Genomic DNA, 23599 nt, shown 5'->3' on the forward strand with positions numbered 1-23599 from the left:
TAGGAGCGAGCTTGCTCGCGAACAGGGGCGTCGCCGCTTCGCGAGCAAGCTCGCTCCTACGGAGGCGGTGTAGGATGGCGTTCATCGCTTGCCCTCCAGATGTTGTTTCGCCAATTCATGCAGCGAGCGGGCAGCTGGCTTCGGTGCGCTGTGGTTCTGCGTCCAGGGGCCGACGTTGGATGGCGTCAGGGCGCGCAGACGGGTGGCGAAGAAGCTGAAGACCCGGTACAGCGCCGGGCTGGTGTTGAGCAATCGCCAGCCGTTCCAGATCATCCGTTCCTTTTTCGAGTACTTGCTGCCCTGGCCGCGCATGACCTTATGCGGGTCATCCGGTGCCTTGACGTTCTCTTCACGCAGGCGGCGCAGTAGCGACGGGATCGGGATCTTCACCGGGCAGACTTCGCCGCAGGCGCCGCACAGCGACGAGGCGCTGGGGTGGTCCGGTACCTTGTGCAGGCCCACCATGTGCGGGGTGATGATCTTGCCGATGGGGCCGGGATAGACCTCGCCATAGGTGTGGCCGCCGACGCGGGTGTACACCGGGCAGTGGTTCATGCAGGCGCCGCAGCGGATGCAGTTGAGGGTCTGGCGCAGCTCGCTGTCGGCAAAGGCCTGGCTGCGGCCGTTGTCCAGCAGGATCAGGTGCACTTCCTGCGGGCCGTCCAGCTCATGTTCCTTGCGTGGGCCGGAGATCATGTTGACGTAGGTGGTGATCGGCTGACCCAGCGCCGAGCGGGTCAGCAGCGAGAGCAGCGGCACCACGTCACGCAGGTTCTCCACCACCTTCTCGATACCGGTGACGGCGATGTGTACCGGCGGCACTGTGGTGGACATGCGGCCATTGCCCTCGTTCTCCACCAGCAGCAGGGTGCCGGTCTCGGCTACCGCGAAGTTCACGCCCGAGACGCCGATGTCGGCCTCGAAGAACTTCTGCCGCAGCGTACGACGGCCGATCTGGATCAGCTGGTCGACGTCCTTGGTGTATTCCACGCCGAGCTTGTCGGTGAACAGAGAGGCGACCTGGCCGGCGTTCTTGTGGATCGCCGGCATGATGATGTGCGACGGCTTTTCGTTATCGAGCTGGACGATGTATTCGCCCATGTCCGACTCCAGGCTTTCGATGCCGTGGCCTTCGAGGAAATGGTTCATCTCCATTTCCTCGCTGACCATGGACTTGCCCTTGATCACCTGCTTGGCCTGACGCGCCTGGGCGATCTTCAGCACGATCTGGTTGGCTTCTTCCACCGTCTCGGCCCAGTGCACCTGCACGCCGTTGCGGGTCAGGTTGGCTTCCAGGCGCTCCAGCAGCTCTGGCAGCTTGGACAGAGCGCGGGCGCGGATGTGGTTGCCCATTTCACGCAGGCGCTCACGTTCGTCGGCATCGCTGAAGGAGGCCGCACGCTTGGTCATCAGCGAGTCCATCGCGGTGCGGAAATTGCGCCGCAGCTGCTCGTCGCCCAGGGCATTGTGGGCGCGGCCCTTGAAGTCCAGCTCGATGGCGGGAATGCGTTGTTCGGCGTTCATCGGGCACCTCCGGTGCGTTGCCAGAGGAAGGTAGCCAGGTGCTGGCCGCGCAGGGACTCGCGCTGCTTCTCCAGCGAACCGTTGATGTTCATCAGGCAGCCACAGTCGGCGCTGACCACCTGGTGCGCGCCGGATTCCTTCAGCGCGCGGGTCTTGTCCAGCACCATGGCGCCGGAGATGTCCGGCATGCGCACCGAGAAGGTGCCGCCGAAGCCGCAGCATTCGCTCTCGTGGTCATGCTCGACACGCTCGACCTTGTCCAGCTGCGCCAGCAGTTCGCGCACGTGCAGGTGGGTGTTCATTTCGCGGCGGGCCGAGCAGGAGGTGTGCAGGGCAACCTTGGTCGGCGTGCCGGCGTCCTTGAATTCGGCCTTGCAGACGAACAGCAGAAACTCGGCCAGCTCGAAAGTGCGCTCGGCCAGTGCCTGGGCCTGCTTCAGGGTTTCCGGCTCGTCCTTGAACAGGTCAAGGTAGTGATGGCGCAGCATCCCGGCGCAGGAGCCGGAGGGAACTACCACCGGCCAGTCGTTGGCGAACAGTGCCAGCTGAGCGCGAGCCACCTTGCGGGCCTCATCGGTATAACCGGTGGTATAGGCCGGCTGGCCGCAACAGGTCTGCCCTTGCGGGAAATGCACGGTGAGGCCTTCGCGCTCCAGCAGCTGGATGGCATCCAGGCCGGCCTCGGGATAGAACAGGTCCACCACGCAGGTGCCGAACAGGTAGACCTGGCTCGGCTTGGCGGGGTACTGGCGGGGTTTCGGCAGCGGCGGCGCAACGCGAGTGGCGTTGGGGGCGGCGTTGTAGAAGAGTTCGCTCATCAGTTTGGTCTCCGGGTGGGCCCGGTTATCCGCAAGGATACGGTGTGTGGAATGCGGCCCGCCCCATTAAAGGGGCGAGGCTCGTTTCTAGTTATGGTTCTTATTGTCCGACTAGAGGGTCGCTGATACCCATCAGGTAGATGGCGATCAAGCCGATCACCCCGGTGAAGAGTACGTAATAAAGAGTAGGCCACACGGTCTTGCGCAGCGTCGAGCCCTCTCGGCCCAGCAGACCCACGGTAGCGGAGGCGGCCACTACGTTGTGGATCGCGACCATATTGCCCGCTGCGGCGCCAACTGCTTGTGTGGCAACCACCATCGCACCGGAAATCCCGAGCGACTGCGCAACGCCGAACTGGAACTGGCTGAACATCATGTTGCTGACCGTGTTGGACCCAGCGAGGAAGGCGCCTAGCGCACCCACCATAGGAGCCAGCAGCGGATAAACGCCACCCACGCTGTCGGCAACGTAACGCGCCATGATGATCGGCATGCTGGCCAGGTCCGCGCCGTTGACGCCGGAGTTGATCAGGATGCGCACCATGGGCACGGTGAACAGCAGGACGAAACCGGCACTGAGCAGAACTCCGCTGGACTCTTTCACTGCGACTTTCAGCTCTGAAGCGCGCATGCCATGCAGGAAGAAGGTGATCAGCACAACCGCGACAAGGATGCCGCCGGGCAGGAACAGCGGTTCGATACTGGCGCCAATACCGCTCTCGCCAAGAATGTTGCTGAAGCTGATGGATACCGACTTCAAAGCAGCGCTAACCTCGGGGAATACCCGGCTAATCACCAGGATCGCGCCCACCAGTACATAAGGCAGCCAGGCGCGGAAAGCGCTCATCGGGCGTGCAGCAAGCTCGTCAAGCTTCATCTCAATGGTGCCGATCCACTCGGCAGGCCACTCTTTGGAATCAGCGAAATCCCAGGTTTTCTTCGGCGTCAGGAAGTTGTAGCGAGCTGCAGTGGTAACGATGGCCAGACCGAGCAGGCCACCCAGCAGGGATGGAAACTCCGGGCCGAGAAGGATGCCGGTAGCGGCATAGGGCAGGGTGAAGGCCAGGCCGGCGAAGAGTGCGAAAGGCAGGACTTCGAAGCCGGCTTTCCAGCTTTTCTCCTTGCCGAAAAAGCGCGTCAGCATCAGCACCATGATCAGCGGCATTACTGTGCCGACGATGGCGTGGGTAATCGCCACGCTGCTGGTGATCTGCTGCAGGAACAGCTCCCAGCTGGAGCCTTGAGCGGCCAGCTGCGCACCGATGGTTGCGGTATCCAGGCCGCTGTTGACGCCGACGACGATGGGCGTGCCAACCGCGCCGAAGGACACAGGCGTGCTCTGCACCAGCATGCCCATTAGCACGGCGGCCATGGCTGGGAAGCCGACCGCAACCAGGAGAGGTGCGGCGATGGCGGCAGGGGTACCGAAACCGGACGCGCCTTCGATAAAGCAGCCGAACAGCCAGGCAATGATGATGGCCTGGATGCGGCGGTCAGGGCTGATGGTGGTGAAACCGGCGCGAATTGCCGTGATACCACCGGAGTGCTTGAGGGTATTCAGCAGCAGGATCGCGCCGAAGATGATCCAAAGCAGACCAAGGGTGATTACCAGTCCTTGCAAGGTCGAGGCGATAATCCGGGTTACGCTCATGTCCCAGACGAACAGGCCGATGGCGGCGGTAAACAGGAAGACCAGTGGCATGGAGCGGCCGGCGGACCAGCGCAGGCCGAGCAGCAGAACGGCTGCAAGCAGGATGGGGGTAAAAGCGAATAGGGCAAGTAGTCCGGTGGACATGTTCAGGCTCCCGTAGTGGTGAGGTGCGGGTGGGGGCCCGAATGGACCATTTGCAAGCAGTTTTCTGGAGACCGCATGAGAAGACCTCTTACGTGATAAACCCTGTTTGTAATTTGGTCTTACCAATTGTCAACAGAGTCTGGCCAGCGTAAGAGTTGTCCTGCGGATACGTCAATTAGATGGGTATATACTTTCGTCGCAAAGCTGTGCCTTGCCGGGTGGGTGTGGCGTGGTTACGCTGAGCCTGTTAGTGGTCTAACCAGTCGAGAGGTGTCATGGAAGTCGGAATGGTTCGCCAGCGGAGGCTGGCCGACAAGATCGTGGAGCAGTTGGAAACCATGATTCTTGAGGGGACGCTCAAGCCTGGGGAGCGCCTGCCGGCTGAGCGGGTTCTGGCCGAGCAATTTGGAGTGTCGCGCCCGTCCCTGCGCGAAGCCATTCAGAAGCTGGCAGCAAAGGGTTTGCTGGTCAGCCGCCATGGCGGCGGGAATTTTGTGGTCGAATCCCTGGGTTCGACCTTTAGTGACCCTTTGTTGCACCTGCTGGAAAACAACACCGACGCCCAGCGTGACCTCTTGGAGTTTCGTCACACACTGGAAGGCAGTTGCGCCTACTACGCGGCGTTAAGGGCCACGGAAGTCGACCAGCGGCGTCTCGGCGAGGCTTTTGCCGCGCTGCAGGAGTGCTATTCGCGTGAAGGCAATGTAAGTCGCGCAGAAGAGGGGGCCGCTGATGCGCGCTTCCATCTGGCTATTGCCGAAGCCAGTCACAACGCCGTCCTGCTGCACACGATCCGTGGTCTGTTCGACATGCTCAAGCGCAACGTGGTGACCAACATTGGCGGCATGTATGCGTTACGAAACGAGACGCGCGTGATGCTGATGAAGCAGCACCAGGAGCTTTACGACGCAATCATCGAGCGTAGAGCGTCAGACGCCCGTGACGTGATCCATCGCCATATCAATTACGTGCAGGAAGTGCTCGCCGAGGGTCAACAGGAGGCGCAGCGCCTGGCCCGGGCGCATCGGCGAGAGGGTGGCAAGGGATAGGGTGTGCAGGAGGCTGCTGCTTGAGCTCAAGGCAAAGCGGCAGCCTGCGGTTTACTCGTCCTTACCCTTGGAGCGCATGACGCGCTGAATTTCGCGTGCCGAGTCGCGCTCTTTCTCGGTGTGGCGCTTGTCGTATTCCTTCTTGCCCTTACCCAGCGCAATCTCGCACTTGATCATGTGCTTTTTCCAGTACAGCGAAAGGGCGACGCAGGCATAGCCCTTCTGTTGTACCGCACCGAACAGCTTGCCCAGCTCGCGCTTGTTCAGCAGCAGCTTGCGGGTGCGCGTCGGATCGGCGATGACGTGGGTGCTGGCGGTGGTCAGCGGGGTGATATGGCAGCCCATCAGCCAGGCTTCGCCGTCCTTGAGCAGCACGTAGCTATCCACCAGCTGAGCCTTGCCGGCACGCAGGCTTTTGACTTCCCAGCCGGCCAGAACGAGGCCGGCCTCGAATTTCTGTTCGATGAAGTAGTCGTGTAGCGCTTTTTTGTTTAGCGCAATGGTCCCGGGGGACTGTTTCTTCTGTTTGGCCATAACCGCGCATTATAAGGAGTCCGCTTGCGGCTGGCGAGAACCTGCAAGCTGCGACGGCATGAAACTTGAGGCCGGGCGGTCTTATCCCCGACAATGCGCCATCTTTCTTTCGCGCGTGCCGGCTGTGGCGTGTGCCGGAAACCGTACGGGGCCGATTCCCGCACTTGACGTTAGGCGTTTGAGGGTGGCGATTTAGGCTGTCGACTGACGAAGTAGAAGGTCTGCATGACGACACATATTCAACGTTCGGCTTTGCTGCCGTATCCGGCGCACGCGCTGTTTGACATGGTCAACGACGTGGCCAGCTACCCCCAGTTCCTGCCCTGGTGCTCGGCTACCGAAGTGCTGTCCACCAGCGAAACCGAGATGAAGGCCAGCATGACCGTTGCCAAGGCGGGACTCAGCCAGCGTTTTCTGACCCGCAATGAGTTGCAGCCAGGCAAGCGTATCGAGATGAAGCTGGAGGAAGGCCCCTTCAGCCATCTGCACGGCATCTGGGAGTTCAAAGCGCTGGGCGAGAAGGCCTGCAAGATTAGCCTGGATCTGACCTTCGATTATGCCGGGCCGCTGGTCAAGGCAACTCTCGGGCCGCTGTTCAACCAGGCAGCCAATACCCTGGTCGATGCCTTTTGCGATCGCGCGAAGCAGCTCTATGGATAAGACCATCATTGCGATCGAGGTGGTCTACGCGCTGGCGGATAAGCAGAAGCTGTTGCGCCTGACCGTACCGGCCGGCACCAGCGTGCGCCAGGCGGCGCTGCTTTCCGGAATGGACGGCTACTTTCCAGGGTTGAATCTGGCAACTGCGCCACTGGGCATCTTCGGCAAAGCGGTGCCCAAGCCGGATGAGCGCGTGCTGGAGGAGGGAGAACGGGTTGAGATCTACCGCCCGTTGATTGCCGATCCTAAGGAGGTGCGCAAGCAGCGCGCCGCCAAGGCAGCGAAAAACAGGGCCGAGGCGGGAGAGGGTTGAGAGCCCGTTGAGGCTCCATGTTTGGTTGGCCCGCCCGTGCTTGTCATGTCTGACAAGGCGATTTTGCGAACAGGTTCGTTACGTCGAATCTGTTCGTTTTTCCAAGACCTGCGGCCAGCTGAGCTGGCCTTGCGCAATTAGTTTGTTTCGATAGGTGTCGGGGTTGGTACGGGTACCGGCTCGGCAGCATCAACCTCTCGCTGGATCTGCTCAAGCAGGGAACCGGGCTCGATGGCCTCGTCCTGGGCTTCGGTGCGCTGTGGGATCTCGCCTGTGGGTTGGCCGGTGCCAAGTATCGCTTCGTCACGGCTGACGCCAGGTTTGAAGTCGCCGGCGAGCCCAGCCAGCTGGTCGTTGGCGTTGAAAACCAGGCTCACGCGCTCTTGTTGGCGTTGGCTACCGCCCGGCTGGATGCTGTACAGATAATCCCATCGATTGGCATGAAAAGTATCAGTTATCAACGGGTTACCCATGATAAACCGCACTTGGGACCGGGTCATTCCGGGGCGCAACTGGTCTATCATGTCCTGTGTAACGACATTGCCCTGTTGAATGTCCACCTTGTAAACCCCCGGGAACGAACAACCGGCGAGTGCGAACAGGCCCACGAGCGTGAGGCCAGACAGCATGAGCTTGGTGTTTTGCATCGGTAGATGACTTCCACTATCTTGGCTGGGCAAAGCCCGGATCATACCTGTATTGAAGGAGGCTGCGAAACAGCAGCAGCGAGAAAGCCAACCATGGTAGAAAATCACGAACTACGTAAAGCTGGTCTCAAGGTAACCCTGCCGCGGGTCAAGATCCTGCAGATGCTGGATACCACGGAGCAGCGTCACATGAGTGCCGAGGATGTCTACAAGGCATTGATGGAGGCCGGTGAGGATGTGGGGCTAGCCACCGTCTATCGGGTGCTCACCCAATTCGAATCCGCAGGCCTGGTGGTTCGCCACAACTTCGATGGAGGTCATGCGGTATTCGAGCTGGCCGATGGCGGCCATCATGACCACATGGTTTGTGTGGAGACGGGAGATGTTATCGAGTTCTTCGATGACGAGATCGAGAAGTTGCAGAAAGAGATTGTGACGCGCCACGGCTACGAGCTGGTGGACCACAATCTGGTGCTCTACGTACGCAAGAAGTCGGAATGATTTCGAGCTGATAGCAAAAAGGCGACCCAAGGGTCGCCTTTTTGTTGCCGCGTTCCTCAGGCCTGGGCGGACTCGATCATTTGGCGAGCGTGCGCCAGTGCTTGTTCTGTCAGGTCGACGCCGCCGAGCATCCGTGCGATCTCTTCGATGCGCTCGTCCTTCTGCAGCGTTGCAACTGCCGTATGGGTTTCATCTTTTCCGCGAGCCTTGTGCACGAATAGATGGTTGTGTCCCTGCGCGGCCACCTGCGGAAGGTGGGTGACGGTCAGAACCTGCCCCTGCTCACCGATGCGGCGCAGCAGCTGCCCAACCACCTCGGCCGTTGGGCCGCCGATTCCCACGTCGACTTCATCGAATACCAGGGTAGGTACGCGTGAGGTTTGTGCTGTGATCACCTGAATCGCGAGGCTGATGCGCGACAGCTCGCCGCCGGATGCGACCTTGGCCAAGGGGCGCAGTGGCTGGCCGGGGTTGGCGCTGACGAGAAACTCCACCTGCTCCAGGCCGAAGGGCATGTAGTCGCCTTCTGCGGCGGGCTTGAGCTGAACGCTGAATTTGCCACCTGGCATGCCCAGACGCTGGATTTCGCTCTCGACGGAGGCTGCCAGGGCAGTGGCGGCCTCCTGGCGGATTCTGCTCAGCTCCGAGGCCTTTTCTTCATAGTGGCGGCCATAGGCAGCCAGTTCTTCGCTCAGGCGCTCCAGGGCTTCATCGTCGGCATTCAGGCTTTCCAGCTCGTCGAGCAGACGCTGCTGCAGCGCTGGCAGCTCGGTGGGCTGTACGCGATGTTTGCGCGCCAGGGTGTAGATGGCATCCAGTCGTTCTTCGAGCATTTGCTGGCGTTCGGGGTCGGCATCGAAGTGGTCGACGAAGCGGTTTAGCTCGCCCATGGCTTCCTCGACCTGGATCCGGGCGCTGGCCAGCAGGCCCGCCGCCTCGGCCAGTGCGCCGGGTTGATTCTGGAACGCTGAGAGTCGTTGCAGGCTCCCGGTCAGGGCAGAGAGCACATTGCCGGCATCGCTTTCGCTGCACATGTCCATGACCTGGCGGCAGGCGCTGAGCAGTTGTTCTGCATTGGCCAGGTTGCGGTGTTCATCCTCCAGCTGTTCCTGCTCGTTCTCACCGAGGGCAAGATTCTCCAGTTCTTCCAACTGGTAGCTGAGCAGTTGATGGCGCGCACGCTGTTCATCGCTGCTGTTGCTCAGGCGTTCGAGGGTCTGGCGGGTCTGGCGCCAGCGCTGGGCAGCCAGCTGTACCTGGCGGGCGAGTTCCTGACTGCCGCTGTACTCATCGAGCAGTCGTCGATGGGTGTCGGTTTTGAGCAGGGATTGATGTTCGTGTTGGCTGTGGATGTCGATCAGCAGCTCGCCCAGCGCCTTGAGGTCGCTCTGCGGGCATGGAGTGCCGTTGATATAGCCCCGCGAGCGACCCTCGGCGGTGATAACGCGGCGCAGGATGCACGGGCCGTCGCTGTCCAGATCGCGTTCCGCGAGCCAGGCGCGGGCATCGGGAATGTCGTCCAGATCGAAGCTGGCGAGGATGTCGGCCTTGTCGGCGCCGATGCGGACTGCGCTGCTGTCGGCGCGGTCGCCCAGGGCGAGGCCGAGGGCGCCGAGCATGATCGACTTGCCCGCCCCGGTTTCACCGCTGATCACGCTCATGCCGCGCTGCAGTTCGAGATCGAGGTGTTCGACGATGGCAAAGTTGTGAACAGACAGATGAACCAGCATGTCAAAGCTCCGATAAGCTGAGGCTGGCTATTTATACAGTACTATTTGTGCCCGCTACAAGCAGTGGAATGCATGGAAATCGACTCGTTTCCCATCATTGGATGAGCGGGCTGTTCGGCCCATTTATTTGTGCGCTTGCCACATTCCCTCTTGAACCTGAATCTGCTGCCCCCATATAGCGGCACAAGCGCGGGCTCGACAGTCCGCTGAAGTCTTTATGAGGAGGATTGCATGGCTGACGAGCAGAACCTGGACAACCAGAACCCTGAAGAGAACGAAGAGCTTCAAGCTGAAGCGCCCGAAGATCTGGCTACGCGAGTAGCGTCTCTGGAAGAGCAGTTGGCGGCTGCCCAAGACCAGGCTCTGCGCACTGCGGCAGAGCTGCAGAACATCCGTCGCCGGGCTGAGCAGGATGTCGAGAAAGCACACAAGTTCGCCCTGGAAAAGTTCGCTGGCGATCTCTTGCCCGTGGCCGACAGCCTGGAGCGTGGTCTTGAGCTGTCGAGCCCGGATGACGGTGCGGTCAAGGCCGTGCGGGAGGGGCTGGAGCTGACGCTCAAACTGCTGCTCGACACCATGGCGCGCCACCAGCTGGCGCAGCTGGATCCGCAGGGTGAGCCCTTTAATCCCGAGCATCATCAGGCCATGGCGATGGAAGAAAGCACCCATGCTGAGCCAGGCAGTGTGCTCAAGGTGTTCCAGAAAGGTTATCTGCTTAACGGTCGTTTGCTGCGCCCAGCGATGGTGGTGGTCAGCAAGGCGCCTGCGCAAACTCCGCCTTCAATCGATGAGAAGGCTTGAATTCTTACGGCTGACCCCCATCTGGTAGCCAAGCGTTTTTGTGTTACCCGCAGCCGGTAAACAGGCGCGGATTTAATCCAAGATTTTCGGAGACAGACAAATGGGCAAAATCATCGGTATTGACCTGGGTACTACCAACTCTTGCGTTTCCATTCTGGAAAACGGCAAGTCCAAGGTCATCGAGAATGCCGAGGGCGGCCGTACCACGCCGTCCATCATCGCGTACGCCAACGATGGCGAGATTCTGGTCGGTCAGTCGGCCAAGCGTCAGGCAGTGACCAACCCGCACAACACTCTGTACGCGGTGAAGCGCCTCATCGGTCGCCGCTTTGAAGAGGATGTGGTGCAGAAAGACATCCAGCTGGTCCCCTACAAGATCGTCAAGGCCGACAACGGCGATGCCTGGGTGGAAGTCAACGGCCAGAAGATGGCACCACCGCAGATTTCTGCAGAAATCCTGAAGAAGATGAAGAAGACCGCCGAAGACTACCTCGGCGAGCCGGTGACCGAAGCGGTTATCACCGTGCCGGCCTACTTCAACGACAGTCAGCGTCAGGCCACCAAGGATGCCGGTCGCATCGCCGGCCTGGACGTCAAGCGCATCATCAACGAGCCGACTGCGGCTGCGCTGGCCTACGGCATGGACAAGGCCAAGGGCGACCACACCGTCATCGTCTATGACCTGGGTGGCGGTACCTTCGACGTATCGGTGATCGAGATTGCCGAAGTCGACGGCGAGCACCAGTTCGAAGTGTTGGCTACCAACGGCGACACCTTCCTCGGTGGTGAGGACTTCGACATCCGCCTGATCGACTACCTGGTCGACGAGTTCAAGAAAGAAAGCGGCATGAACCTCAAAGGCGACCCGCTGGCCATGCAGCGCCTGAAGGAAGCGGCCGAGAAGGCCAAGATCGAGCTCTCCTCCAGCCAGCAGACCGACGTCAACCTGCCGTATATCACTGCCGACGCCACCGGTCCGAAGCACCTGAACGTGAAGATTTCCCGCGCCAAGCTGGAAGCCCTGGTGGAAGACCTGGTGCAGCGCACCCTCGAGCCGTGCCGCATCGCTCTGAAGGACGCCGGTGTCGAAGTGGGCAAGATCGACGACGTGATCCTGGTTGGCGGTCAGACCCGCATGCCGCTGGTGCAGCAGAAGGTCGCCGAGTTCTTCGGTAAGGAAGCGCGCAAGGACGTCAACCCGGACGAAGCCGTAGCCATGGGTGCCGCCATTCAGGGCGCGGTACTGGCCGGTGACGTCAAGGACGTACTGCTGCTCGACGTTTCTCCGCTGACCCTGGGTATCGAAACCATGGGTGGCGTGATGACGCCGCTGATCGAGAAGAACACCACCATCCCGACCAAGAAGTCGCAGGTGTTCTCCACTGCCGACGACAACCAGAGCGCCGTGACCATTCACGTGCTGCAGGGTGAGCGTAAGCAGGCCTCGCAGAACAAGTCGCTGGGTCGCTTCGACCTGGCCGAGATTCCGCCGGCGCCGCGTGGCATGCCGCAGATCGAGGTCACCTTCGATATCGACGCCAACGGCATCCTGCACGTGTCTGCCAAGGACAAGGCCACTGGCAAGCATCAGTCCATCGTGATCAAGGCCAACTCCGGTTTGTCCGAGGAAGAGATCGAGCAGATGGTTCGCGACGCCGAGGCCAATGCCGAGGAAGACCGCAAGTTCGAAGAGCTGGCTGGTGCGCGCAACCAGGGCGATCAACTGGTCCATGCCACCCGCAAGATGCTGGTCGAGGCGGGCGACAAGGCTACCGAGGAAGACAAGGCCAACATCGAGAAGGCCATTGGTGAGCTGGAAGTGGCTATCAAGGGCGACGACAAGGCCGAGATCGAAGCCAAGATTGCCGCCGTGTCCCAGGCTTCCACTCCGTTGGCGCAGAAGATGTATGCCGAGCAGCCGCAGGGTGGCGAAGGTCAGCCGGCCGATGACGGCGCACAGCCGGGCGACGATGTGGTTGATGCGGAGTTCGAAGAGGTCAAGGACAACAAGTAATCCGCCGCTTGTGACCCACATGGAGGGGAGTGCAGCCTGCCGCCATCAGCGCAGGCTGTGTTCTCACCGGCCTGACGCGGCACGTTCGCGACAGGCGTGACCGCTGCGCGGGGGCTTGCTCCCGCGTCGGCGTGTCTGGAGGGTACGAATTTGAAGGTTCAGGAAATTTATGGCCAAACGTGATTATTACGAAGTGCTGGGCGTCGAGCGTGGCGCCAGCGAAGCGGAGCTGAAAAAGGCTTACCGCCGCCTCGCGATGAAGCACCATCCCGACCGCAATCCGGGTGACAAGGCGGCTGAGGAAGCCTTCAAGGAGGCCAATGAGGCCTACGAAGTGCTGTCCGACGCGAGCAAGCGCCAGGCCTATGACCAGTATGGTCATGCTGGTGTCGATCCGCAGATGGGTGCAGGTGCGGGTGCGGCCTATGGCGGTGCCAACTTCTCCGATATCTTCGGTGATGTGTTCAGCGACTTCTTCACCGGTGCTCGCGGCAGTTCTCGCGGTGGCGCACAGCGCGGCAGCGACCTGCGCTACACCCTGGAGCTGGACCTGGAAGAGGCGGTTCGTGGCACCACCGTGACCATCCGCGTGCCGACCCTAGCCGAATGCAAGACCTGCGATGGCTCGGGCGCCAAGAAGGGCACCAGCCCGGTCACCTGTACCACCTGTGGCGGTATCGGCCAGGTGCGCATGCAGCAGGGCTTTTTCTCCGTTCAGCAGACCTGCCCGCGCTGCCATGGCAGCGGCAAGATGATTTCCGATCCTTGCGGCAGTTGCCATGGGCAGGGCCGGGTCGAGGAGCAGAAGACCCTCTCGGTCAAGGTGCCGGCAGGGGTCGATACCGGCGACCGCATCCGCCTGAGCGGAGAGGGCGAAGCGGGTACCCAGGGCGGCCCGTCCGGCGACCTCTACGTTGTGGTCAATGTGCGTGAGCACGCGATTTTCCAGCGTGACGGCAAGCACCTCTATTGCGAAGTGCCGATCAGCTTTGCCGATGCGGCACTGGGTGGCGAGCTGGAAGTGCCGACCCTGGACGGTCGGGTCAAGCTGAAGATCCCCGAGGGTACCCAGACCGGTAAGCAGTTCCGCCTGCGTGGCAAGGGTGTGGCGCCGGTGCGTGGTGGCGCGCCTGGCGATTTGCTGTGCCGGGTGGCGGTAGAGACGCCGGTCAATCTGAGCAAGCGCCAGCGTGAAATGCTCGAGGAGTTCCGTGGCACGCTTCAGGGCGATACCTCCCACTCTCCCAAGGCCAGCGGTTGGTTCGAAGGCGTAAAGCGCTTTTTTGGTGATGTTTGAGCGGGAGCTGGGAGCCGCAAGCCTGAAGTCTGAAGTGCGTCGGGCCAGTTTCCAGCTTTCAGCTTCCAGCTTGGAGCTCTGAGTTATGCGACGTATAGCAGTAATGGGCGCCGCCGGGCGCATGGGCAAGATTCTTATCGAGGCAGTGCAGCAGACCGCTGGCGCCGCTGGGCTGACCGCTGCGGTGGATCGTCCGGACAGTACGCTGGTCGGTGCGGATGCTGGTGAACTGGCGGGCATCGGTCGCCTCGGTGTGCCGCTGACCGGCGAAGTGGCGAAGACGATCGACGAGTTCGATGTGCTGATTGACTTCACCCATCCCTCGGTGACGCTGAAGAATCTTGAGATCTGTCGGCGCGCCGGCAAAGCCATGGTGATTGGCACCACCGGTTTCACTGCTGAGGAAAAGGAGCGCCTGGCCGCTGCCGCGAAGGAAATCCCCATCGTCTTTGCGGCGAACTACAGTGTTGGCGTCAACCTCTGCCTGAAGTTGCTGGACACTGCCGCGCGGGTGCTGGGCGACGAAGTGGATATCGAGATCATCGAAGCGCACCACCGGCACAAGGTCGATGCGCCTTCCGGTACCGCGCTGCGCATGGGTGAGGTGGTTGCCGAGGCCCTGGGGCGTGATCTGCAGAAGGTTGCGGTCTATGGGCGCGAAGGGCAGACCGGAGCGCGCGAGCGCGAGACCATTGGTTTTGCCACCGTGCGCGCTGGCGATGTGGTGGGTGATCACACCGTATTGTTCGCAGCGGACGGCGAGCGCGTGGAAATCACCCATAAGGCGTCCAGCCGCATGACCTTTGCCAAGGGCGCGGTGCGTGCAGCGCTATGGCTGGAGGAAAAGCCTGCCGGCCTGTACGACATGCAGGACGTGCTGGGCCTGCGCTGAGTTCGTCGCCACGATGCAATTGGCGCGGATTACGGCTGGACCGTAAAAGGGCTTTTCTGTAAGCTTCCCGCTTTAGTGTGTCCACTAAAAGTTGCGCAGAATGACTCTAATAAAAAGCGGGATGACCTTCACACGTCATCCCGCTTTTTTACAATCTGCGCCTGCTCCAGCCATGATCTTTGGGAGGTCTCTTGACTAAGCCAGCTCCTACGCCAGCCATTCTGGCCCTTGCCGATGGCAGCATCTTTCGCGGCGAATCCATCGGTGCCGACGGCCAGACAATCGGCGAGGTGGTGTTCAACACTGCCATGACCGGCTATCAGGAAATCCTCACCGACCCGTCCTATACCAAGCAAATCGTCACCCTGACTTATCCGCACATCGGCAATACCGGTACCACGCCGGAGGATGCCGAGTCCCGTCAGGTATGGGCTGCCGGCCTGGTCATTCGTGATCTGCCGTTGCTGGCCAGCAACTGGCGCAACAAGCAGCCGCTGGATGCCTACCTGAAGGAAAATGGCACCGTCGCCATCGCCGGCATCGATACCCGGCGCCTGACGCGCATCCTGAGGGAAAAGGGCGCGCAGAACGGTTGCATTCTGACTGGAGCGGATGCGACAGAAGAAAAAGCGCTGGAGCTGGCGCGCAGCTTCCCCGGCCTCAAGGGCATGGACCTGGCCAAGGAGGTCAGCGTCAAGGAACGCTACGAGTGGCGCTCCGGGCTCTGGGACCTGGCAACCGACAGCCATCCGGAAATCCCGGCCAGCGAGCTGCCGTACCACGTGGTCGCCTATGACTACGGCGTCAAATACAACATCCTGCGCATGCTGGTAGCGCGCGGTTGCCGCGTGACCGTGCTGCCGGCGCAGACCCCGGCCAGCGAGGCGCTGGCACTCAACCCGGACGGTGTCTTCCTCGCCAACGGCCCGGGCGACCCCGAGCCGTGCGATTACGCCATCAAGGCGATTCAGGAAGTGCTCGAGACCGACATTCCGGTATTCGGCATCTGCCTGGGCCATCAGCTGCTGGCGCTGGCCTCCGGTGCCAAGACGGTAAAAATGCCCAGCGGCCACCATGGCGCCAACCATCCGGTGCAGGACACGGCCACCGGTGTGGTGATGATCACCAGCCAGAACCACGGCTTCTGCGCCGACGAGGCGAGCCTGCCGGCCAATCTGCGCGCTACCCACAAGTCGCTGTTCGACGGCACCCTGCAGGGCATCGAGCGTACCGACAAGGCGGCCTTCGGCTTCCAGGGCCATCCGGAAGCGAGCCCTGGCCCGTGCGATGTCGCGCCGCTGTTCGACCGCTTCATTTCCGCCATGGCGGCCCGTCGCTGATCGCTGAAACCAGGAATTCGAGAGCTACTTCATGCCAAAACGTACAGATATTAAAAGCATCCTGATCCTCGGCGCCGGCCCCATCGTCATCGGCCAGGCCTGCGAATTCGACTATTCCGGCGCACAGGCCTGCAAGGCCCTGCGCGAAGAAGGCTTCCGCGTCATTCTGGTGAACTCCAACCCGGCCACCATCATGACCGACCCGGCCATGGCCGATGCCACCTACATCGAGCCGATCAAATGGCAGACGGTGGCCAAGATCATCGAGAAAGAGCGCCCTGATGCGCTGCTGCCAACCATGGGCGGCCAGACCGCGCTGAACTGCGCGCTGGACCTGGAAAAGCACGGCGTTCTGGAGAAATTCGGCGTCGAGATGATTGGTGCCAATGCCGACACCATCGATAAGGCCGAAGACCGTTCGCGCTTCGACAAGGCGATGAAGGATATCGGCCTGTCTTGCCCGGTTTCAGGTATCGCACGCAGCATGGAAGAAGCCTTCAAGGTCCTCGACAAGGTCGGCTTCCCGTGCATTATCCGCCCCTCGTTCACCATGGGCGGCACTGGTGGCGGCATTGCTTACAACCGTGAAGAGTTCGAAGAGATCTGCACCCGGGGTCTGGACCTGTCGCCAACCAACGAGCTGCTGATCGACGAATCGCTGATCGGCTGGAAAGAATACGAGATGGAAGTGGTCCGCGATAAGAAGGACAACTGCATCATCGTCTGCTCCATCGAAAACTTCGACCCGATGGGCGTGCACACCGGCGACTCCATCACCGTCGCACCGGCGCAGACGCTCACCGACAAGGAATACCAGATCCTGCGCAACGCCTCCCTGGCGGTACTGCGTGAGATCGGCGTGGAAACCGGCGGCTCCAACGTGCAGTTCGGCATTTGCCCGAACACCGGGCGCATGGTGGTGATCGAGATGAACCCGCGCGTGTCGCGTTCCTCGGCCCTGGCTTCCAAGGCTACCGGTTTCCCGATCGCCAAGATCGCTGCCAAGCTGGCGGTCGGCTACACCCTGGACGAGCTGTCCAACGACATCACCGGCGGCCGCACTCCGGCATCCTTCGAGCCGGCCATCGACTATGTCGTGACCAAGATCCCGCGCTTCGCCTTCGAGAAATTCCCCAAGGCCGATGCACGCCTGACCACCCAGATGAAATCCGTGGGTGAAGTCATGGCCATCGGGCGGACCTTCCAGGAGTCCATGCAGAAGGCCCTGCGTGGCTTGGAGGTCGGCGCCACCGGTTTCGATCCCAAGCTCAACCTGGAGTCTGCCGAGGCTGAGAGCACACTGACCCGTGAGCTGACCGTGCCAGGTGCTGACCGTATCTGGTATGTGGCCGATGCCTTCCGTGCCGGCAAGAGCATCGAGGATGTCTTTGCCCTGACCAAGATCGATCCCTGGTTCCTGGTGCAGATCGAGGATCTGGTCAAGGAAGAAGAGCAGGTCAAGACCATGGGTCTGTCCAGCATCGACCGCGACCTGATGTACCGTCTCAAGCGCAAGGGTTTCTCCGACGCCCGTCTGGCCAAGCTGCTGGGCATCACCGAGAAGAACCTGCGCAGCCATCGCCACAAGCTGAAAGTGCTGCCGGTGTACAAGCGCGTGGATACCTGCGCCGCCGAGTTCGCCACCGACACGGCCTACATGTACTCGACCTATGAGGAAGAGTGCGAGGCTAATGCCTCCAGCCGCGACAAGATCATGATCCTCGGTGGCGGCCCGAACCGTATCGGTCAGGGCATCGAGTTCGACTACTGCTGCGTACATGCCGCGCTGGCCATGCGCGAAGACGGCTACGAGACCATCATGGTCAACTGCAACCCGGAAACCGTCTCCACCGACTACGACACCTCCGACCGTCTATACTTCGAGCCGGTGACACTGGAAGACGTGCTTGAGATCGTCCGCGTTGAGCAGCCCAAGGGCGTCATCGTGCAGTACGGCGGCCAGACTCCGCTGAAGATCTGCCGCGCTCTGGAAGAGGCCGGCGTGCCGATCATCGGCACCAGCCCCGACGCCATCGACCGCGCCGAGGATCGTGAGCGCTTCCAGCAGATGGTTCAGCGCCTGAACCTGCGTCAGCCACAAAACGCCACCGCGCGCAGCGAGGAAGAAGCCATCGCTGCTTCCAAGGCCATCGGCTATCCGCTGGTGGTGCGTCCGTCCTACGTGCTGGGCGGCCGCGCCATGGAAATCGTCTATGAGGAAGAAGAACTCAAGCGCTACATGCGCGAGGCGGTAAAGGTTTCCAACGATAGCCCGGTGCTGCTCGACCACTTCCTCAACTGCGCCATCGAGGTGGACGTGGATGCCGTGTGCGACGGCGAGCAAGTGGTGATCGGCGGCATCATGCAGCACATCGAACAGGCGGGCGTGCACTCTGGTGACTCGGCCTGTTCGCTGCCGGCGTATTCGCTGCCCGAACACATCCAGGACGAGATCCGCGAGCAGGTGCGCAAGATGGCGCTGGAGCTCGATGTGATTGGCTTGATGAACGTGCAGATGGCCGTGCAGGGCGAAGACATCTACGTACTGGAAGTGAACCCGCGCGCCTCGCGTACCGTGCCGTTCGTTTCCAAGTGCATCGGCGAGTCCCTGGCCAAGGTGGCCGCGCGTGTCATGGCTGGCAAGACCCTGGCGGAGATTGGCTTCACCAAAGAAATCATTCCGCCGTTCTTCAGCGTCAAGGAGGCAGTGTTCCCCTTCGCCAAGTTCCCGGGCGTGGACACCATTCTCGGTCCGGAAATGAAGTCCACCGGTGAGGTGATGGGCGTCGGCGACAGCTTCGCCGAAGCCTTCGCCAAGGCTCAGCTTGGAGCGAGCGAGATCCTCCCGACCTCTGGTTGCGCCTTCATCAGCGTGCGCGAGGACGATAAGCCCTTCGTCGAAGACGTGGCCCGTGATCTTATCGGTCTCGGCTTCGAAGTGGTGGCCACCGCCGGTACGGCGCGTATCATCGAGGCCGCTGGTTTGCCGGTGCGCCGCGTGAACAAGGTGACCGAGGGGCGCCCGCACATAGTTGATATGATCAAGAACGAAGAAGTTACCCTGATCATCAACACCACCGAAGGGCGTCAGTCCATCGCTGATTCTTACTCCATTCGTCGTAACGCTCTGCAGCACAAGATCTGCATCACCACCACCATTGCCGGTGGCCAGGCAGTTTGTGAGGCGCTCAAATTCGGTCCTGAGAAGACCGTGCGCCGTCTGCAGGACCTTCATGCAGGAATTGAGACATGACCAAGTATCCAATGACCGTCCAGGGCGCTCGCGCCCTGGAAGAAGAACTCCAGCATCTCACCAAGGTGGTGCGGCCCAAGCTAAGCCACGACATTGGTGTGGCGCGTGAGCTGGGGGACCTCAAGGAGAATGCCGAATACCATGCGGCGCGCGAGCAGCAGGGCATGGTCGAGGCGCGGATCCGCGATATCGAAGGGCGTCTGCAGAATGCGCAGATCATTGACGTCACGGCGATTCCGCACTCCGGAAAGGTAATCTTCGGTACGACGGTCGAAATTGCCAATGTCGAGACTGACGAGCGCGTCACCTACCAGATCGTTGGCGAGGACGAGGCGGAGATCAAGCTGAGCAAGATCTCGGTTAGCTCCCCCATCGCCCGTGCGCTGATCGGCAAGCAGGAAGGTGATGTCGCCGTGGTCAAGACACCAGGCGGATTGGTCGAGTTTGAGATTGTCGAGGTACGCCATCTCTGAGTCGCGTCCCTTGCGTGCCGGCATCATCAGTTGGCGGCTGGCCCAGACTTTCTGGGTCGGCGGGCTCTGGCTACTGCAGTTCGTGATGTTGCCGGCGCTGGACAAAATCGGTCTGGCGCCATTGCTGGTGGCGGAAATCGCCGCCGCACTGAGGCCGTTGATGGTGGGCTTCGCCGCTTTCTGCGCGCTGCTGCAAATCGCCGTGCTGATACAGGCGGCCGGCTTGCGCAGTCTTTGGCGCGACGTACGCGGTCAGTTGCTGTTGGCAGTTGTGCTGCTGGCGGCCAGTTTCTTCGTCGCGGCGCCGTGGCTCGAATCGGCCCGTTGGATGCTGTTCAGCTTTCTGATGATCGGGTTGTGCGGATTGATGCTGGTATTGCAGGAGCCGCCGCGCGCGACGGGCTCCACCAAGGCTCCAGCGGCCTGAGCTACGATCAGCTCTGGTAACGATGCACGTTGGACAATTGCTTGTTGACCTTGGGGTTCTTGCGATAGACCAGCGCCATCTTGCCGATGGTTTGCACCAGTTCGCACTGCCCAATGCGGCACAGTTCGTCGATCAGCGCGCGGCGATCGTCGCGCTCGGTGATGCGTAGCTGTACCTTGATCAGCTCATGATCGGTCAGTGCGCGATCCAGTTCGGCCTGTACGCCTTCGGTCAGTCCGTTTTCGGATACGATCAGCACCGGCTTCAAGTAATGGCCGATGGATTTGTAGTGTTTCTTCTGCTCGTTGGTGAGCGGCATAATTCGACCCTTGCGTCAGAATCCTGAAAAACGGGCGCTAGTGTAACTGAGAGGTACCGAACCGCACAGGAGGTAACGGTGCGCTCGGGGAAGCACGCGTTAGCTGAAGATATTCAGGGATCGCTTTAGGGGAAAGCAGAGTGGCAGTCATTGCTGTCCCAGTACTGAATAGCAAGTTGCTGGAGATCCGGAAAAAGACCTTGTAGTTTCCTGCCTGGCCCCAATATGAGTGGTATGCATGTGGCCGATCAGGCTCGCGAAAGGTTTTTTGCGGCGGCCCGGTGCAGTCGGGCTAAGATGTTTAATACGGCGTTACAGACCGCCCTGCGTGTTCGGCGGGGATGTGTAGTAAGTTAGCCAGAGCAGCCAACAAGGCCGCGATGCGGGCCAACGACAGCAGGTCGTTCCAGAGGGTAATGAATTTGAATGACATGGCAAAAAACCTGATTCTGTGGTTGATCATCGCCGCCGTGCTGGTGACTGTGATGAACAATTTTTCCAGTCCGAGCGAACCACAGACGCTCAACTATTCGCAGTTCCTTGAACAGGTCAAGGAAGGTCGCGTCGAGCGTGTGACCGTCGACGGCTACGTGATCATCGGCAAGCGCAGCGATGGCGAAAGCTTCAAGACGATCCGCCCGGCGATTCAGGACAACGGCCTGATTGGCGATCTGCTCAACAACAACGTGCTGATCGAAGGCAAGCAGCCCGAACAGCAGAGCATCTGGACCCAGTTGCTGGTTGCCAGCTTTCCGATCCTGGTGATCATCGCGGTGTTCATGTTCTTCATGCGCCAGATGCAGGGCGGTGCAGGCGGCAAGGGTGGGCCAATGAGCTTCGGCAAGAGCAAGGCGCGCCTGCTCTCTGAAGATCAGGTCAAGACCACCTTTGCCGATGTAGCCGGTTGCGACGAAGCCAAGGAAGAAGTGACCGAGCTCGTCGAGTTTTTGCGTGATCCGGGCAAGTTCCAGCGCCTCGGCGGTCGTATTCCGCGCGGTGTTTTGATGGTCGGTTCACCGGGTACCGGTAAGACATTGCTGGCCAAGGCCGTTGCGGGTGAGGCCAAGGTGCCGTTCTTCACCATTTCCGGTTCCGACTTCGTCGAGATGTTTGTGGGTGTGGGTGCGAGCCGCGTGCGCGACATGTTCGAGCAGGCCAAGAAGCATGCGCCCTGCATCATTTTCATTGACGAGATCGATGCCGTCGGTCGCCATCGAGGCGCCGGGCTGGGCGGTGGTCACGATGAGCGTGAACAGACCCTCAACCAGTTGCTGGTTGAGATGGACGGTTTCGAAATGAATGACGGCATCATCGTGATTGCCGCTACCAACCGTCCCGACGTGCTTGACCCGGCGCTGCTGCGTCCAGGCCGTTTCGACCGTCAGGTGGTGGTCGGTCTGCCGGATATTCGCGGCCGTGAACAGATCCTCAACGTCCATATGCGCAAGGTTCCGCTGGGTGATAGCGTCGAGCCGGCGTTGATCGCGCGTGGCACCCCGGGCTTCTCCGGTGCCGACTTGGCCAACCTGGTCAACGAGGCGTCGCTCTTCGCGGCTCGTGCCGGAAAGCGCGTGGTCGAGATGAAGGAGTTCGAGCTGGCCAAGGACAAGATCATGATGGGCGCCGAGCGCAAGTCCATGGTCATGTCGGAGAAGGAACGCCTGAATACTGCCTATCACGAAGCGGGCCACGCCATCGTCGGTCGCCTTGTTCCCGAGCATGATCCTGTTTACAAGGTCTCCATCATTCCTCGTGGCAGGGCGCTGGGTGTAACCATGTTCCTGCCTGAAGAAGATCGTTACAGCCTGTCCAAGCGCGCGTTGATCAGTCAGATCTGCTCCCTGTTCGGCGGGCGTATCGCTGAAGAGATGACGCTGGGCTTCGATGGCGTCACTACCGGTGCATCCAACGACATCATGCGTGCGACCCAGTTGGCGCGGAACATGGTTACCAAGTGGGGGCTGTCCGAGAAGCTCGGTCCATTGATGTACGCGGAGGAGGAGGGTGAAGTCTTCCTCGGTCGCAGCGCAGGTAGTCAGCACACCAACGTTTCCGGTGACACGGCGAAGCTGATCGACCTTGAGGTGCGCAGCATCATCGATCACTGCTACGGCACGGCTAAGCAGATTCTTGCAGACAACCGTGACAAGCTCGACCTCATGGCCGAAGCGCTGATGAAGTATGAAACCATCGATGCCGAGCAGATCGACGACATCATGAACGGCCGCATGCCACGTGAACCTCGAGACTGGCAGGGTGGTTCCGGTTCGGCGGGAATGCCGGTGCAGCCGGAAGGTGATCTGCCGCAAACGCCAATTGGTGGTCCGGCAGGCGAACACTAAGCCCAGGCTGAAGCTAATGACTGAAACGATGCACCCAACCCGACTGCCTTGCGGCAGTCGGGTTCTTGATTTATCACGCCCGCACGTCATGGGCATTCTCAACGTTACGCCAGACTCCTTCTCTGACGGTGGCCGGCACGAAGGCATCGATGCCGCCTTGCGCCATGCTGCTGCAATGGTTGCCGCCGGCGCGACTCTGATTGACGTAGGCGGCGAGTCAACGCGGCCTGGTGCGCGAGCCGTTTCGCCCACCGAGGAGCTGGAACGTGTCGCTCCAGTCGTCGATGCCATCGCGCGCGAGCTAGATGTGATCATCTCCGTGGATACTTCTACCCCAGCGGTGATGCGTGAGACCGCGCGGTTGGGGGCCGGATTGATCAATGATGTTCGCTCGCTCACCCGCGACGGGGCGCTGGATGCTGCGGCCGACAGTGGGCTCCCGGTATGCCTGATGCACATGCGCGGCGAGCCGGTCGATATGCAGGATGATCCGCGCTACGACGACGTGACCGAAGCGGTTTACACTTTCCTCGCCGAGCGCATGGCATCCTGTGCCTCCGCGGGCATTGCGCAGGACCGTATCGTGCTCGATCCGGGCTTCGGCTTTGCCAAGACCTTGGCGCACAACCTCAGTCTGTTCAAACACATGGAGCGTCTGCATGCACTGGGGCGTCCACTGCTGGTTGGTGTTTCAAGAAAAAGCATGATCGGGCAGGCGTTGGGGCGCGATGTCGGGCAACGCCTGTATGGCAGTCTGGGGCTGGCGGCATTGGCTGTCAGTAAGGGTGCGCACATCGTGCGGGTGCACGATGTGGCTGAAACGGTTGATGTAGTCCGAATGATTGCTGCGGTGCAGGCCGCGGAATAGGG

21 protein-coding genes are annotated in these 23599 nt (G+C 60.9%); 14 read left to right on the forward strand and 7 right to left on the reverse strand.

The features are described 5' to 3' along the window. Nucleotides 1-81 precede the first annotated feature (81 nt). The 3 genes from BN1079_RS16655 to BN1079_RS16665 form a co-directional block, all read right to left on the reverse strand. Nucleotides 82-1524, reverse strand: a complete 1443-nt coding sequence (locus BN1079_RS16655; RefSeq protein WP_037026382.1) for a LutB/LldF family L-lactate oxidation iron-sulfur protein — start codon at nucleotides 1522-1524, stop codon at nucleotides 82-84. After that, complete coding sequence (locus BN1079_RS16660; RefSeq protein ID WP_037026385.1) at nucleotides 1521-2342, reverse strand: (Fe-S)-binding protein; 822 nt, start codon at nucleotides 2340-2342, stop codon at nucleotides 1521-1523. The genes BN1079_RS16655 and BN1079_RS16660 overlap by 4 nt, the downstream gene beginning before the upstream one ends. Nucleotides 2343-2442: 100 nt before the next feature. Continuing rightward, on the reverse strand, nucleotides 2443-4137 hold the full coding sequence (locus BN1079_RS16665; RefSeq protein WP_037026387.1) for an L-lactate permease: 1695 nt from the start codon (nucleotides 4135-4137) through the stop codon (nucleotides 2443-2445). A 275-nt stretch (nucleotides 4138-4412) separates the two neighbouring features. Here BN1079_RS16665 and BN1079_RS16670 point away from each other — a divergent pair, with 275 nt between their 5' ends. Next, nucleotides 4413-5186 (forward strand): GntR family transcriptional regulator, encoded by a 774-nt coding sequence (locus BN1079_RS16670; protein ID WP_037026389.1) that lies wholly within the window; start codon nucleotides 4413-4415, stop codon nucleotides 5184-5186. A 51-nt stretch (nucleotides 5187-5237) separates the two neighbouring features. On the opposite strand, the gene smpB is transcribed toward BN1079_RS16670, so the two are convergent. After that, entirely contained in the window at nucleotides 5238-5720 is a 483-nt protein-coding gene (gene smpB, locus BN1079_RS16675) for an SsrA-binding protein SmpB (protein WP_037026390.1), read from the reverse strand. A 225-nt stretch (nucleotides 5721-5945) separates the two neighbouring features. Between smpB and BN1079_RS16680 the strand changes: the two genes are divergently transcribed. Both BN1079_RS16680 and BN1079_RS16685 read left to right on the forward strand, forming a co-directional pair. Continuing rightward, the gene (locus BN1079_RS16680; RefSeq protein WP_037026392.1) at nucleotides 5946-6380 is read left to right on the forward strand and encodes a type II toxin-antitoxin system RatA family toxin; all 435 of its coding nucleotides are present in this window, start codon (nucleotides 5946-5948) and stop codon (nucleotides 6378-6380) included. After that, the gene (locus BN1079_RS16685) at nucleotides 6373-6693 is read left to right on the forward strand and encodes an RnfH family protein (RefSeq protein ID WP_037026394.1); all 321 of its coding nucleotides are present in this window, start codon (nucleotides 6373-6375) and stop codon (nucleotides 6691-6693) included. The genes BN1079_RS16680 and BN1079_RS16685 overlap by 8 nt, the downstream gene beginning before the upstream one ends. A 137-nt stretch (nucleotides 6694-6830) precedes the next feature. Here the strand turns inward: BN1079_RS16685 and BN1079_RS16690 are convergent, their stop codons facing one another. Further along, nucleotides 6831-7340: an outer membrane protein assembly factor BamE gene (locus BN1079_RS16690; protein ID WP_037026396.1), complete on the reverse strand. Its 510-nt coding sequence runs from the start codon at nucleotides 7338-7340 to the stop codon at nucleotides 6831-6833. A 93-nt stretch (nucleotides 7341-7433) separates the two neighbouring features. On the opposite strand from BN1079_RS16690, the gene fur reads away from it, so the two are divergent. Then, the gene (gene fur / locus BN1079_RS16695) at nucleotides 7434-7841 is read left to right on the forward strand and encodes a ferric iron uptake transcriptional regulator (RefSeq protein ID WP_037026398.1); all 408 of its coding nucleotides are present in this window, start codon (nucleotides 7434-7436) and stop codon (nucleotides 7839-7841) included. Nucleotides 7842-7897: 56 nt separating this feature from the next. On the opposite strand, the gene recN is transcribed toward fur, so the two are convergent. Next, a complete protein-coding gene (gene recN, locus BN1079_RS16700; protein ID WP_037026400.1) occupies nucleotides 7898-9571 on the reverse strand; it encodes a DNA repair protein RecN in 1674 nt (557 codons plus the stop codon). Between the two features lie 231 nt (nucleotides 9572-9802). Between recN and grpE the strand changes: the two genes are divergently transcribed. From grpE to BN1079_RS16740, 8 genes are all read left to right on the forward strand, one after another. Next, a complete protein-coding gene (grpE, locus tag BN1079_RS16705; protein WP_037026403.1) occupies nucleotides 9803-10372 on the forward strand; it encodes a nucleotide exchange factor GrpE in 570 nt (189 codons plus the stop codon). 100 nt (nucleotides 10373-10472) lie between these two features. After that, nucleotides 10473-12386, forward strand: coding sequence for a molecular chaperone DnaK (gene dnaK / locus BN1079_RS16710; protein WP_037026405.1), 1914 nt, complete (start codon nucleotides 10473-10475; stop codon nucleotides 12384-12386). A 169-nt stretch (nucleotides 12387-12555) separates the two neighbouring features. Further along, entirely contained in the window at nucleotides 12556-13683 is a 1128-nt protein-coding gene (dnaJ, locus tag BN1079_RS16715) for a molecular chaperone DnaJ (RefSeq protein ID WP_037026409.1), read from the forward strand. 85 nt (nucleotides 13684-13768) lie between these two features. After that, on the forward strand, nucleotides 13769-14575 hold the full coding sequence (dapB, locus tag BN1079_RS16720; RefSeq protein WP_037026411.1) for a 4-hydroxy-tetrahydrodipicolinate reductase: 807 nt from the start codon (nucleotides 13769-13771) through the stop codon (nucleotides 14573-14575). Between the two features lie 191 nt (nucleotides 14576-14766). After that, nucleotides 14767-15915: a glutamine-hydrolyzing carbamoyl-phosphate synthase small subunit gene (gene carA / locus BN1079_RS16725; RefSeq protein WP_037026414.1), complete on the forward strand. Its 1149-nt coding sequence runs from the start codon at nucleotides 14767-14769 to the stop codon at nucleotides 15913-15915. Nucleotides 15916-15946: 31 nt separating this feature from the next. Further along, on the forward strand, nucleotides 15947-19168 hold the full coding sequence (carB, locus tag BN1079_RS16730; protein ID WP_037026416.1) for a carbamoyl-phosphate synthase large subunit: 3222 nt from the start codon (nucleotides 15947-15949) through the stop codon (nucleotides 19166-19168). Next, entirely contained in the window at nucleotides 19165-19641 is a 477-nt protein-coding gene (gene greA, locus BN1079_RS16735; protein WP_037026418.1) for a transcription elongation factor GreA, read from the forward strand. The genes carB and greA overlap by 4 nt, the downstream gene beginning before the upstream one ends. Continuing rightward, a complete protein-coding gene (locus BN1079_RS16740) occupies nucleotides 19619-20068 on the forward strand; it encodes a hypothetical protein (protein WP_037026420.1) in 450 nt (149 codons plus the stop codon). Before greA ends, BN1079_RS16740 begins: the two co-directional genes overlap by 23 nt. Before the next feature lie 7 nt (nucleotides 20069-20075). On the opposite strand, the gene BN1079_RS16745 is transcribed toward BN1079_RS16740, so the two are convergent. Then, nucleotides 20076-20387: a YhbY family RNA-binding protein gene (locus BN1079_RS16745; protein ID WP_037026423.1), complete on the reverse strand. Its 312-nt coding sequence runs from the start codon at nucleotides 20385-20387 to the stop codon at nucleotides 20076-20078. 431 nt (nucleotides 20388-20818) lie between these two features. On the opposite strand from BN1079_RS16745, the gene ftsH reads away from it, so the two are divergent. Together ftsH and folP are read left to right on the forward strand one after the other, a co-directional pair. Beyond that, on the forward strand, nucleotides 20819-22729 hold the full coding sequence (ftsH, locus tag BN1079_RS16750) for an ATP-dependent zinc metalloprotease FtsH (RefSeq protein ID WP_037026426.1): 1911 nt from the start codon (nucleotides 20819-20821) through the stop codon (nucleotides 22727-22729). Between the two features lie 16 nt (nucleotides 22730-22745). Then, nucleotides 22746-23597 carry a dihydropteroate synthase gene (folP, locus tag BN1079_RS16755; RefSeq protein WP_037026429.1) on the forward strand — a complete coding sequence of 284 codons (852 nt, stop codon included), beginning with the start codon at nucleotides 22746-22748 and terminating at the stop codon, nucleotides 23595-23597. Nucleotides 23598-23599 lie beyond the last annotated feature (2 nt).

It is taken from the genome of Pseudomonas saudiphocaensis (assembly GCF_000756775.1).
Classification (GTDB): domain Bacteria; phylum Pseudomonadota; class Gammaproteobacteria; order Pseudomonadales; family Pseudomonadaceae; genus Stutzerimonas; species Stutzerimonas saudiphocaensis.